This window comes from Saccharopolyspora hirsuta, from assembly GCF_008630535.1.
Taxonomy (GTDB): Bacteria; Actinomycetota; Actinomycetes; order Mycobacteriales; family Pseudonocardiaceae; genus Saccharopolyspora; species Saccharopolyspora hirsuta.
In genome coordinates this window covers 314,664-326,857 of record NZ_VWPH01000004.1, presented here as the reverse complement: position 1 = coordinate 326,857, position 12,194 = coordinate 314,664, and the positions used below count along the sequence as shown (strand labels likewise).

Sequence of the window (12,194 nt, the reverse complement as noted above, 5' to 3'; positions counted from 1 at the left end):
GGTGCTGCGTTGGGCAACATCAACTACGAAATCAAATACGATCTGGAATCTTGCGGGGCGCGGACCGCGGTTGTCAATGGTCGGCCGACCGGGCACCGGAAGCCCCGGACCGGGTTGCTTCGCGGGGAAAACCACTCGCGGCCCGCTCCCGGTCGGTGGCGCGGGAGGCGCGGGTGTCCGGCGGAGCGTCATATACGTTGGCCCGCGCTGCCGAGGCGAGGTGGGTCAGCTGGTCAACGCTGCCGCCGAGGCTGTTCACAGGGCAATTTGTCCAGTGAAAACGGCATATCGCCGGTCAGATCGAGCACAGTGATCAGCCTGAGGGGTGACTCTTGCACGGTCCGGCGGTGGTTGCGCACTCTTCCGGGCATGCACACAGCTGATCTCCGCGCGCTGCACCGACTGATGCTGGTGGCGCGGCGCCTCGACGAGGAGGCAATCGCGCTGCAGCGCCAAGGCGTCTTCCCCGCCTACGCGCCGGCGAAGGGGCAGGAGGCCGCGCAGGTGGGCAGCGCTGCCGCCCTCGACCTGAACCGGGACTTCGCGTTCCCCGGCTACCGCGACATCGGCGCCGCGGTCGCGATGGGCGTCGATCTCGTCGCCTACCTGGCCACGCACCTCAACACCTGGCACGGCGGGCTCTACGACCCGCGGACGTCGCGCCTGGCGCCGATCAACGCGGTCGTCGGCGGGCCCGTGACGCACGCCGTGGGCTGGGCGATGGGCGCGAAGCTGGACCAGACCGGCGGCGCGGCGATCTCCTACTTCGGCGACGGCGCCAGCTCGCAGGGCGATGTGCACGAGGCGATGAACTTCGCCGGGGTCTACCAGCTGCCGGTGGTGTTCTTCTGCCAGAACAACGGCTGGGCGATCTCGGTGCCCACCGAGCGGCAGGTGGCCGGTGGTTCGGTCGCCGCCCGCGCCGCCGGGTACGGCATCGAGGGGCACCGCGTCGACGGCAACGACGTGGTCGCGGTGTTCGAGGCGACCCGCGCCGCGCTGGACCGGGCGCGCGACGGCGGCGGCCCGACGGTGATCGAGGCGATGACCTACCGGGTGGGCCCGCACTCCACTTCGGACGATCCCGGTCGCTACCGGACGCTGGAGGACGAGCAGGCGTGGACCGACCGCGACCCGCTGGCGGTGGCCGCGAAGCAGCTCTCCGCCGACGACGTCGCCGCGGCAGAGGAGCACGCCGCCGCCGTGGTGCGCGAGATCCGCGAGGGCCTGCAGGCCTCCGCCGCGCCGGACGCGGCGGAGCTGTTCTCGTTCGTCTACCGCGAGCCCACGAAGGCCCTGCTGGAGCAGCAGCGGGCGTGGAAGGAGTCCCTCGATGCCTGAGCTGTCCCTGCAGCAGGCGCTCAACCTGGCCCTGCAGCACGCGTGCGAGGACGACGACCGGGTGCTGGTGTTCGGGCAGGACGTCGGCACGCTCGGCGGCGTGTTCCGGGTGACCGACGGGCTGAAGGCCAAGTTCGGCGACCGGGTCTTCGACACGCCGCTGGCCGAATCGGCGATCATGGGCACGGCGGTCGGGCTGGCGATGCACGGCTGGCGCCCGGTCCCGGAGATCCAGTTCGACGGTTTCAGCTACCCGGCGCTCGACCAGATCGTGAACCAGGTGGCGCGCATGCACTACCGCAGCCGGGGCGTGCTGAACATGCCGATCACGCTGCGGCTGCCCAGCTTCGGCGGCATCCGCGCGCCGGAGCACCACGGGGAGAGCCTGGAGGCGCTGTTCGCGCACGTGCCCGGCCTGAAGGTGGTGTCGCCGTCCACGCCGTCGGAGGGCTACCACCTGCTGCGGCAGGCGATCGCCGACCCCGACCCGGTGATCTTCATGGAGCCCAAACCCCGCTACTGGCAGCGGGAGTTCTTCGACCCGTCCGAACCGGTCCCGCCGGTGCCGCCGGGCACCAGCCGGGTGGTGCGCGCGGGCAAGCACGCCACGCTCGTCGCCTGGGGCGCGATGGTGGCCCGGTGCCTGCAGGTCGCCGAGCTCGCCGCGGAGGACGGCGTCGAGCTGGAGGTCGTGGACCTGCGCTGGCTCAAGCCGATCGACGTCGACGGCCTGGCCGCGTCCGTGGCGAAGACCCGCCGCGCGGTCGTGGTCCACGAGGCCCCGCTGACCGCCGGGCTCGGCGCCGAGGTCTCCGCGCTGGTCACCGAGCGCTGCTTCGGCGACCTGCGCGCGCCGGTGCAGCGGGTCACCGGCTTCGACGTGCCCTACCCGTCGGGCGCGCTGGAGGACGAGTACCTGCCCAGCGCCGACCGCATCCTGACCGCCGTCCAGACCACATTGGAGTACCGCCGTGGCTGAAGTGACCTTTCCGCTGCCCGACCTGGGTGAGGGCCTGATCAGCGCCCGCGTGCTGGAGTGGCTGGTCGAGGAGGGCGACTGGGTGGAGCGCAACGCCCCGCTGGTCGAGCTGGAGACGACCAAGTCGGCGGTGGAGATCCCGTCGCCGCAGTCCGGCTGGGTCGCGCGGCTGCACGTCGGCGCGGACGAGGAGCTGGCGGTCGGCGAGTCGCTGGTGACCTTCACCGTCTCCGACGAGCAGGCGGGCATCGTGGGGACCGTCCCCGAGGAGAAGAAGCCGCAGCGGCGGGTCCGCCTGACCCCGCCGGAGGACTGACCGTGTTCGCCACCACCGGGGACGGCACGAAGATCTGGTGCGACTCCGCGCCCGGCCCGGCGCCGGTGCTGCTGATCCACGGCTTCGCGTCGGACGGCGAGAGCACCTGGGTGCGCACCGGCTGGGTGCGCGCCCTCGCCGACCGCGGTCACGTCCTGGTCGACCTGCGCGGGCACGGCCGGAGCGACCGGCCCGGTTCCGGGTACTCCCCGGAGGCGCTGGCCCGCGACGTCCTGGCCGCGCTGGACGAAACTGGTGTGTCCACTGTGGATGCGGTGACCTACTCGATGGGCGGACTGGTCGGCTGGGAGCTGGCGAAGCTGGCGCCCGGCCGGGTCCGGCGGCTCGCCCTCGGCGGCATCGGCGGCCGAGCCGCCGACCGCGACTCGATGCGGGGCGTGGCGGAGGCGCTGTCCGCAGGCGGCCTGGACGCGTGCATCGAGGAGGTGGCGGGCCACCGGCTCGAGGGCCCACCGCCCGTCCCCGTGCTCTTCGCCGCCGGGGATCAGGACGAGATCGCCGCGGACGCACCGGAGGTCGCCGCCGGGTTCGACGCGCCGTTCGTCTCCCTCGGCCGCCGCAACCACCTCAACGCGGTGTCCAGCCGACGCTTCAAGGAAGCCGCGACCGAGTTCTTCGACCGCTGATGCGTGCACCGCGGCGTCCGCCTCGACGCAGGTGGCCGCCGCGGTGCGCGTTCGCGGCGGGGATCTCACAGGTCGGGCACCCTCGCGGGCCAGTCCCCACGCCGCCGCGCGCCGGCTTAGGGTGGTGGTGGAGGAGCTGGTGCCAGACCGGAGGTTGCAGGCCATGACCGCGGACAGCAGGGACCGGAATCAGCGCTCGGGCGATCACGCCTGCCGGCTGAGCGAGGTGGTCGAGCGGGTGAGCGGCAAGTGGAGCATCGGGGTGCTGCTCGCCGCGTCGCACGGACCCATCCGCTACACCGAGCTGGAGCGGGCGGTCCCCGGCATCAGCCGTCGCATGCTCACCCTGACGCTGCGGAACCTGGAGCGGGACGGGTTGCTGGCCCGGACCGTGTACTCCACCGTGCCGCCGAAGGTCGAGTACGCCCTCACCGACATCGCTGCGGAGCTGTGCGAGGCGCTGACCGCGCTCACCGACTGGGCGCAGCGGCACGAGACGGCCATCGAGCTCGCGCGGCAGGCGTACGACGGCGCGGACGAGAGCGCAGCGCAGAAGGCTGGCTAGCGCCTCGTCCGCGCGCCCTCAGTCCCGCGTGCTGCTGGTGCGGAAGGTCAGCTCGCCGCGCTGGCTGTGGTGCTCCAGCAGTTCGGCGTTCTCGGTGGCCGACCCGTCGAGCCAGGCGGCGCAGCGCTGGTGCTTCTCGGCGCGGTCGGGGCGGGGCAGCTGGGAGTAGGCGACGTCGCGGACCAGGCTGTGGCGGAACTCGTACTTGACCTCGCCCTGCCGGGAGCGCTCCCGGGTGCGCGCCAGGAACCCGCGCTGCTCCAGGTAGTGCAGGTGGTCGGTGACCTCGCCGCGGCCGAGCCCGCTGATCGCGGCGATCGGTTCGGCCCAGCCGACGCGGTCGAACACCGCCGCGTTCTGCAGCACCGACTTCTCCGTGCGCGACAGCGTGTCCAACCGGGCGGCGATGATGTTGTAGACCGACTGCGGCAGCCGCACCGGGCAGTCCGGGGACGTGCTCGGTGACGGGGCGGCGCCCGAGATGGCCAGGGAGGGGATCGCCAGTTCGCGGCCGGGCAGGAGCTCGTTGCGCAGCATCCGCACGTGCTCCGCGGCGAACAGCGGGTTCCCGCCCACCCGGTCGATCAGCTCCCGGCGGAGGCGGCTCTCGTCGATGTGCGGCGCACCGCTGGTCAGCCGGTGGCACAGGCCGTGCCGGGCCAGCAGGGACTCCAGCAGGCGCCAGGTCGCGTCCCGCGACAGCGGGCCGACGGTGAGCGTGGTGACGTCGCGCTTGCCGCACCCCCAGGACGGGCGGCGGCGCAGCAGCTCCGGGCGGGCGGTCGCGATCACCAGCAGCGGCACCGGCCCGAGCCGCTCGTCCAGGTCGGCCGCGAAGTTCAGCAACGTCTCGTCGGCCGACTGCAGGTCCTCCAGCACCACGACCAGCGGTTCGCGGGCGGCCATCTCCTCCAGGAAGCGGCGCCACGCCTCGAAGGCCTCGCCGACCTCGTCCGGTCCGCGCGAGTCGTCCTGCAGACCGGCGAGCGGGCGCAGGTGGGTCAGCAGCCACTCGGTGGTCTCCGCGTCGTCGGAGAGCTGCTGCACGTGGTGGCTCAGCTTCCGCACCGCGGTCGCGGTGCTGTCGCCGGGGGAGATGCCGCAGTAGGACTTCACCACGTCCGCCAGCGCGGTCAGCGGCGCGTTCCAGCCGAACCGCGGCGTGCGGCCGACCAGGCAGCGCGCCCGGCCGGACGCCTCGGCGGCCAGGCGGAACTCGTTGATCAGGCGGCTCTTGCCGATGCCCGGTTCGCCGAGCAGGGTGACCAGCTGCGGCGACCGCCGTTCCCGGACGTCGTCGAGCAGCCGGTCGAGCGTGGCCTGCTCCCGCTCCCGGGCCACGAACGGCAGGCTGATCGTGGCCGCCTCGTGCTCCGGGCGCACCGCGATGACATCACCGGCGGAGGGACCGGAATCGGCGTAGGTGACGGCGCCGCGGCTGGCCAGCCGGGTGGTGTCGCAGACCCGCATCTCCCCGGGGCGCACCGAGCCCAGCAACCGCATGCAGGACTCCAGCACGTCGCCGGAGACCTCGGCCTGAGCACCACCCGGCGGGTTGGTCACCAGCGCTTCCCCGGTCGCCACCGCCACCCGCGCGGCCACGCCCGGCTGCGATTCCAGGCGGCGGCGGATCGCGAAACCGGCGCGGATGGCCCGTTCCGCGTCGTCCTCGTAGGTGCGGCGGACGCCGAACGCGGCTAACCACACCGCGCCGAACGCGCTGTGCAGGGTTCCGCCGAACCGGCTCACCTCCTCGCGGAGGATCGAGGTGAGCTGCCGGAACGTCTGGTCGACGTCCTCCGGGTCGTGCCCGCCGCTGGCGGTGCGGGTGGGTTCGGTCTGCACCAGCAGCGCGCTGACCCATTTGCGCTCGGTGATCGGCGGGGCGGGCGGGCGCTCGGCGCTGGGGCGGGCGGGCAGCGCGGTGATCTCCTCGCGCGGGCGCGGGACGTGCGGAGCGCTGCGCACCGGACCGGCCGGACCCCGGGTGAGGCTCGGGTCCTGGTTGAGGATCGCGCGTTCGAGCTGCTGCAGCTGGTGACCGGGGTCGAGCCCGAACTCGCTGATCAGCCTGGTGCGGGTCCGGCGGTAGACGCTCAACGCGTCGGCCTGGCGACCGCACCGGTACAGCGCGAGCATCAGCTGCCCGCACAGCTTCTCGCGCGGCGGCTCGGTCTCGACCGCGGTCTCCAGCTCGGCGACCACCTCGTGATGACGTCCGGCGGCCAGCTCGGCCTCGACGTAGTCCTCCAGGGCGGCCAGCCGCGAGTTCTGCAGCGCGGTCAGCTCCGGCCAGTCGATCCCGGTTTCGACCAGGTCGGCCAGCGCGGGCCCCCGCCACAGCTCGAGGGCCCGGCGCAGCGTCCGCGCGGCGGAGTTCCAGGAACCGGACGCGAGTTCGGTGCGCCCCTCCTCGACGATCGCGTGGAAGCGCGAGAGGTCCACCCGGTCGTCGCCCACCCGCAGCAGGTAACCGGGGGCGTGGGTGAGCACCTCCGCGTCGCCGGTGCCGTGGCTGGCGAGCATGGTGCGCAGGCCGGAGACGGCGTTCTGCAGCATCTTGCGGGCGGTCGGCGGGGTGCGGTCGCCCCACAGCGCGCGCAGCAATTGGCTCGTCGCCACGGCCTTGTTCGCGTTCAGCAGCAGGTAGCCGAGAGTGGAGCGCTGTTTGAGACCGCCCAGCGGCACCGGTTCGCCCGCCACGCGCAATTCCAGCGGGCCGAGCACGTTGAACTGCATGGGATCTCCCCAGGACGTCGACTGGATCAACCGATTGGCCGTTGCGGTGGCGTTCGTCGTGCGCAGGTGCCCCCCAGGGCGTTGGCCGGACCGGTGCGGCCCACGCCTGTTCCGCGAAGTGCCGTGGGAACTCGTCCTCGTCGACATCGTGCCGCGCTTCCTCCCGCTGTTCGTCCCCGCGTCCGCCCCGCCGGGCCGGTCCCCCTCCAATTGCACCAGCGCAAAAACTACTCGTTCGGCGTATCAAAACGCGCGGAGATTCGGGTGAGTTCCATTTCCTGGGACGGAAATTGCCCCGTCCAGCGGCGGTTGGCGCATTCGGCCCACTTTCTCCGGAGTTCGCCGCGCCGCTGATCGGCGGTACCCGCACTCGTCGCGGGGAAGAGGACGTGACATTTCCGTGAAAAGGAGATTTCCTCATTTGCCAGCTCGGCGCGCCGATCGTGCGGTGCGCGGACTGGGGGGAGTAGGGGGCGGAACAAGGGGGTCGGGTGCGGGCTGATCGGGCCAGACTGGGGCGGCGGATGCGCCGACGACCGCCCGCGGCGGGCGGAATGCGCCGCCCGACGGCGGGGTCCGGCGAAAGTCACCGATCAGCGAGGGAAGTAGGTCGATGCACGACCGGCGTTCAGTGCTGCGCCTGGCGGCGCTCGGGATGTCCGCGGCGGTGGTGTCGGCGTGTTCGAGGCCGGCGCCGATCGCGGCCGGCGGACCGCCGCGCCGCGGCGGCACCCTGACCTACGCCGCCGCGGTCGACAGCGAGAGCTGGGATCCGCACGTCGCCTCGACCGACGTGACCGGGCTGATCCTGCGCGGCGTGTTCGACTCGCTGGTGGTGCAGCGCGAGGACGGGACGTTCGCGCCCTGGCTGGCCCGGTCGTGGCAGGTCTCGCCGGACGGGCGCCGGTACACCTTCGAACTGCGCGAGGACGTCACGTTCAGCGACGGGACCCCGTTCGACGCGGAGGCGGTGCGGCTGAACTTCGACCGCATCACCGCCCCGGAGACGGCTTCCCGCCGCGCCGCGGGGCTGATCGGGCCCTACGCGGGCACCGAGGTGCTGGGGCGGCACTCGGTGGCGGTGCACTTCGAGCGCCCGTACTCGTCGTTCCTGGGCGCCGCGAGCACCACGTTCCTCGGGTTCCACTCGCCGCGGATGCTGCAGGAGCACCCCGACGACCTGGCCTCCGGCGGACCGTTCACGGTCAGCACCGGCCCGTTCACCTTCAGCGCGCTGCGAGCGGGTCAGCGCGCCACCTTCCGCCGCCGGGACGACTACCGGTGGGGGCCCGAGACGGCCGCGCACCGCGGCCCGGCGTACCTGGAGCAGCTGGTCGTCGAGATCGTCACCGAGGACTCCTCGCGCACCGGCGCGGTGCTGTCCGGGCAGGTGGACGTGGCCGACCAGGTCCCGGCGGAACGGCTCCCCGCGGTCCGCGCCCACCAGACCGTGGAGCTGGTCCGGTCGATCGCGCCGGGTTCGCCGTACGCCTTCTACCTGAACACCGAACGTCCGCCGTTCGACGAGCTGGGGGTGCGCCGAGCGGTGCAGGCCGCGATCGACGTCGAAGCGGTCACCCGGGGCGTGTTCCTGGGCGAGTACCAGCGCGCCTGGTCACCGCTGACACCGGCGACACCGGGGTACGACCCGGGCGTCGAGTCCAGCTGGCGCTACGACCCGGTGCTGGCCGGGAAGTTGTTGGACGAGGCCGGGTTCACCGGGCGCGACGAGCAGGGCTACCGGACCCGGAACGGGCAGCGGTTGTCCGCCGAGATGCCCTTCGTGCAGTCCTTCGTGTCGACCAAGAACCAGACGGTGAACATCGGGGTGCAGGACGAGCTGCGCCGGGTCGGCGTGGAGCTGGTGCTCGTGCCGCTGGACTCGGCGGCGAGCATGCGGCGCACCCGCACCGGCGACTACGGGATGTTCGCCTTCTCCTGGGGCGGCGGTGATCTCGGCGCGCTCCGCAACCTCTTCCACACCGACAAGCAGTTCGCCGACGGCGGCGCCAACGGCGGCCGGGTGCACGACCCGGTGCTGGACGGCTGGCTCGACCAGATCGACGCGACCTCGGACCGGGCCCGGATCGCCGAGCTGCAGCGGTTGGTCCAGCGGCGGGTCGTCGAGCAGGCCTACACCGTGCCGATCTACGTGGCGCCGCGCGACACGGCGGTGAGCCAGCGGGTGGGCGGGCTGACCTTCGACGCGCACTCCTGGCCGAACTTCTACGACACGTGGGTGAGCGACTGATGGGTGCGGTACTCCGGTTCGTGCTGCGGCGAGTGCTCGCCGGAGCGGTGGTGATCTGGGCGGCGGCGACCCTGGCGTTCCTGGCGATCCGGCTGGTGCCGGGCAGCGCGGTGGACGCGGTGCTGGGGCCGGGCACGGCCGCCACCCCGCAGCTGCGCCAGCAGATCCTCGCCGAAACGGGGCTGGACCAACCGGTTCTCGTGCAGTACCTGCGGTACGCGGGCGACCTGCTCACCGGCGACCTCGGGCACTCCTACCAGCAGAGCCAGCCGGTGTCCCGGCTGCTGTCCGGGCAGGTGTGGCCGACCGTCGAACTCGCGCTGGCCGCGCTGGGCACCGCGCTCGTGCTGGCGGTGCTGGCCGCCGTGCTGACCGCCGGTCGCGGCCGGTTCGGCCGGGCTGCGGCGTCCACAGTGGAGCTCGTCGCGGTCTCCACCCCGCCGTTCTGGCTGGGCATGGTGCTGGTCGCGGTGTTCTCCTTCGGGCTGAGCTGGTTCCCGGCCGTCGGTGCGCAGGGCGTCGAAGGGCTGGTGCTGCCCGCGGTGGCGCTGGCGGTACCGCTCGCCGGTGTGCTGGCGCAGGTCATCCGGCAGGAGCTCGAAGCCGCCGAGGTGAAGCCGTTCGCGCTCACCGCGCGGGCCCGGGGGCTCTCCGAGACCGCGCTGCTGCTGCGGCACACGTTGCGGCACGCGCTGCTCCCGGTGACCACGCTGTCCGGCTGGGTGCTGGGCAGCCTGTTCGGCGGTGCCGTGCTGGTGGAGAACATCTTCGCCCGCCCCGGGTTGGGGCGGGTCCTGGTCGACGCGGTGTCCTCCCGCGACATCCCGGTGGTGCTGGCCCTGGTGGTGCTCGCGGCGGCGGCGTTCGTCGTGATCAACATCGTGGTGGACCTGCTGCACCCGATCATCGATCCCCGGCTGCGAGGAGGTGCGCCCCGATGACCCGAGGTCGACCGAGCGGCGGTTCCCGGACGACGGCGGTGCTGGGCGTGCTGGCCGGGCTGGCGCTGCTGCTGGTCGTGCTCGTCGTGCTGTTCCCCGGCTGGTTCACCCCTTACCCGCCGGAGCGCACCGACCTGCGCAACGTGCTGCAGGCGCCGAGCCCCGCGCACCTGCTCGGCACCGACCAGCTGGGCCGCGACGTGCTCTCCCGGCTGCTGGACGGCACGCGGCTGTCGGTGGCGATCGCGGTGTTCGCCACCGCCGTCGGCGTGCTGGGCGGTGCGCTGATCGGGCTGCTGTCGGCCATCGCCGGGTCCCGCGCGGACTCGGTGCTGATGCGCGGTGTCGACGTGCTGCTGGCATTTCCCGAGCTGCTGCTGGCGCTGCTGGTGGTCGCCGTGATCGGCGGCGGGGTGGTGAACACCGCGGTCGCCATCGGGATCGCGGCGATCCCGAACTACGCCCGGCTGGTGCGCGGCCAAGCACTGCTGGTGCTGCGCTCGGAGTACGTCGAAGCGGCGCGGATGCTGGGCGTGCACCCGGCCCGCTACCTGGTGCGGCACGTGCTGCCGAACGTCAGCGGCCCGGTCGTGGTGCTGGCCTCGATCGGTGCGGGCACCGCGCTCATCACCGCGTCGGGGCTGAGCCTGCTGGGCTTGGGCCCCAGGCCGCCGCAGGCCGACTGGGGCGCGATGGTCGCCGACGGCAAGGACTTCCTGCAACTGGCGTGGTGGATCTCCGCGGCCCCCGGGGCGGCGATCGTGCTGCTGGTCGTGGTGGTGACGTTGGTCGGCCGGGGACTCCAGGCGAGGGTGCTGCGATGAGCCTGCTGAACGTGGAGGACCTGAGGGTGGGCTTCGGCCGCGGTGCGGCCGTGGTGTCCGGGGTGTCGCTGTCGGTGCGACCGGGCGAGTGCGTCGCCCTGGTCGGCGAGTCCGGGTCGGGCAAGAGCGTCACGGTGCGTTCGCTGCTCGGGTTGGCGGGCCGCGGCGCCCGGGTCACCGCGCGGCGGCTGGAGGTGGCCGGGGTGGACGCGACCGGCTTCACCGAGAGCCGGTGGCGCTCGGTGCGCGGGCGGCAGGTCGCGCTGGTGTCGCAGGACGCGCTGGTCTCGCTGGATCCACTGCGGACAGTGGGCGCCGAGATCGCCGAGGTGTTGCGCCGCAACGGGGTGCGCGGTGCGGCGGTCGGGGAGCGCGTGGTCGACCTGCTCGCCCGGGTGGGCGTGCCCGAGCCGGAGTCCCAGCGCCACCGCTACCCGCACCAGCTCTCCGGAGGCCTGCGCCAGCGCGCGCTGATCGCCTCCGCGCTGGCGGGCGAACCGCAGCTGCTCATCGCCGACGAGCCCACCACCGCCCTCGACGTCGTGGTGCAGGACCAGGTGCTGCGGCTGCTCGCCGACGTCACCCGGGAGGACCGCGGGCTGCTGCTGGTCAGCCACGACATGGGCGTGGTGGCCCGGCTGGCCGACCGGGTGCTGGTCATGAGCGGCGGCCGGGTCGTCGACAGCGGGACGCCCGGCGAGCTGCTCCGCAACCCCTCGCACCCCACGACCCGGAGCCTGGTGGAGGCGGTGTCCGGGGGCCGCGATCGCGCGCCGAGGAAGGTCCCCGAGACCGCGCGGACCGTGCTGAGCGGCCGCGACCTCGTCAAGTCGTACCGGAGCCCGCAGGGCGCGGTCCGCGCGGTGGACGACGTCTCGTTCTCCCTGCGGGAGGGCGAAGTGCTCGGCGTGGTCGGCGAGTCCGGCTCCGGCAAGAGCACCTTGGCCCGCATCGCGATGGGACTGCTGCGCCCGGACTCCGGTGAGGTGTCGCTGGACGGCGAGGACTGGTCGGGGCTGTCCGAGCGGGCGCGCCGCCCGCGCCGCAGCGCGATCCAGCTGGTGCACCAGGATCCGCTGTCCGCCTTCGACCCCCGGTACACGGTCGCCCGGATCATCGGGGAACCGCTGCGCCGGATGCCACGCGCCGCCCGCGCCGAGCGGGTCGGGCAGCTGCTCGACCAGGTGGGGCTGGGGCCGGAGTTCGCGCGGGCCAGGCCGCACGCCATGTCGGGCGGGCAGCGGCAGCGGGTGGCCATCGCCCGCGCGCTCGCCCCGCAACCCCGGGTGCTGGTCTGCGACGAACCCGTTTCGGCGCTGGACGTCTCGGTGCAGCAGCAAGTTCTGGAGCTGCTGGACCGGCTGCGCGCCGAGACGGGCGTGGCGATGGTGTTCATCACCCACGATCTCGCCGTGGTGCGGCGGATCAGCGATCGGGTGGTGGTGATGCGCGGCGGCCGGATCGTCGAGCAGGGCGGCACCGAGGAGCTGTTCACCGCTCCGGCGCACGAGTACACGCGTTCGCTGCTCGAGGCGACGCCGTCCACCGGCCTGCTCGACGGCGATCGGGCGAGGTGATCGAGTGTGTTCCA

General features: G+C 73.1%; 10 protein-coding genes. 9 read left to right on the top strand and 1 reads right to left on the bottom strand.

The genetic code is table 11. The features are described 5' to 3' along the window. Positions 1 to 369 precede the first annotated feature (369 nt). The 5 genes from F1721_RS10000 to F1721_RS09980 all read left to right on the top strand — a co-directional run bounded on the left by F1721_RS10000 (position 370) and on the right by F1721_RS09980 (position 3,848). A complete protein-coding gene (locus tag F1721_RS10000; protein WP_150066314.1) occupies positions 370 to 1,341 on the top strand; it encodes a thiamine pyrophosphate-dependent enzyme in 972 nt (323 codons plus the stop codon). Next, complete coding sequence (locus tag F1721_RS09995; RefSeq protein ID WP_150066313.1) at positions 1,334 to 2,320, top strand: alpha-ketoacid dehydrogenase subunit beta; 987 nt, start codon at positions 1,334 to 1,336, stop codon at positions 2,318 to 2,320. The genes F1721_RS10000 and F1721_RS09995 overlap by 8 nt, the downstream gene beginning before the upstream one ends. Next, the gene (locus tag F1721_RS09990; protein ID WP_150066312.1) at positions 2,313 to 2,636 is read left to right on the top strand and encodes a biotin/lipoyl-containing protein; all 324 of its coding nucleotides are present in this window, start codon (positions 2,313 to 2,315) and stop codon (positions 2,634 to 2,636) included. The genes F1721_RS09995 and F1721_RS09990 overlap by 8 nt, the downstream gene beginning before the upstream one ends. A gap of 2 nt (positions 2,637 to 2,638) precedes the next feature. Beyond that, complete coding sequence (locus F1721_RS09985) at positions 2,639 to 3,283, top strand: alpha/beta fold hydrolase (RefSeq protein WP_150066311.1); 645 nt, start codon at positions 2,639 to 2,641, stop codon at positions 3,281 to 3,283. A gap of 163 nt (positions 3,284 to 3,446) precedes the next feature. Beyond that, positions 3,447 to 3,848, top strand: a complete 402-nt coding sequence (locus tag F1721_RS09980; RefSeq protein WP_150066310.1) for a winged helix-turn-helix transcriptional regulator — start codon at positions 3,447 to 3,449, stop codon at positions 3,846 to 3,848. Positions 3,849 to 3,866: 18 nt separating this feature from the next. Here F1721_RS09980 and F1721_RS09975 read toward each other — a convergent pair whose 3' ends face one another. Next, entirely contained in the window at positions 3,867 to 6,587 is a 2,721-nt protein-coding gene (locus F1721_RS09975) for an ATP-binding protein (RefSeq protein ID WP_170301434.1), read from the bottom strand. 613 nt (positions 6,588 to 7,200) lie between these two features. Between F1721_RS09975 and F1721_RS09970 the strand changes: the two genes are divergently transcribed. The 4 genes from F1721_RS09970 to F1721_RS09955 are packed head-to-tail and all read left to right on the top strand — an operon-like array spanning position 7,201 to position 12,180. Further along, complete coding sequence (locus tag F1721_RS09970; RefSeq protein ID WP_150066308.1) at positions 7,201 to 8,838, top strand: ABC transporter substrate-binding protein; 1,638 nt, start codon at positions 7,201 to 7,203, stop codon at positions 8,836 to 8,838. After that, complete coding sequence (locus F1721_RS09965) at positions 8,838 to 9,779, top strand: ABC transporter permease (protein WP_170301433.1); 942 nt, start codon at positions 8,838 to 8,840, stop codon at positions 9,777 to 9,779. Before F1721_RS09970 ends, F1721_RS09965 begins: the two co-directional genes overlap by 1 nt. After that, positions 9,776 to 10,603, top strand: coding sequence for an ABC transporter permease (locus tag F1721_RS09960; protein ID WP_150066307.1), 828 nt, complete (start codon positions 9,776 to 9,778; stop codon positions 10,601 to 10,603). The genes F1721_RS09965 and F1721_RS09960 overlap by 4 nt, the downstream gene beginning before the upstream one ends. Then, entirely contained in the window at positions 10,600 to 12,180 is a 1,581-nt protein-coding gene (locus tag F1721_RS09955) for a dipeptide ABC transporter ATP-binding protein (protein WP_150066306.1), read from the top strand. The genes F1721_RS09960 and F1721_RS09955 overlap by 4 nt, the downstream gene beginning before the upstream one ends. Positions 12,181 to 12,194: the final 14 nt, after the last annotated feature.

Bases quoted from the DNA above. Each gene is read 5' to 3' on its own strand.
- F1721_RS10000 (WP_150066314.1), top strand. From the start codon at position 370: ATGCACACAGCTGATCTCCGCGCGCTGCACCGACTGATGCTGGTGGCG.
- F1721_RS09995 (WP_150066313.1), top strand. From the start codon at position 1,334: ATGCCTGAGCTGTCCCTGCAGCAGGCGCTCAACCTGGCCCTGCAGCAC.
- F1721_RS09980 (WP_150066310.1), top strand. From the start codon at position 3,447: ATGACCGCGGACAGCAGGGACCGGAATCAGCGCTCGGGCGATCACGCC.
- F1721_RS09975 (WP_170301434.1), bottom strand. From the start codon at position 6,587: ATGCAGTTCAACGTGCTCGGCCCGCTGGAATTGCGCGTGGCGGGCGAA.
- F1721_RS09970 (WP_150066308.1), top strand. From the start codon at position 7,201: ATGCACGACCGGCGTTCAGTGCTGCGCCTGGCGGCGCTCGGGATGTCC.
- F1721_RS09965 (WP_170301433.1), top strand. From the start codon at position 8,838: ATGGGTGCGGTACTCCGGTTCGTGCTGCGGCGAGTGCTCGCCGGAGCG.
- F1721_RS09960 (WP_150066307.1), top strand. From the start codon at position 9,776: ATGACCCGAGGTCGACCGAGCGGCGGTTCCCGGACGACGGCGGTGCTG.
- F1721_RS09955 (WP_150066306.1), top strand. From the start codon at position 10,600: ATGAGCCTGCTGAACGTGGAGGACCTGAGGGTGGGCTTCGGCCGCGGT.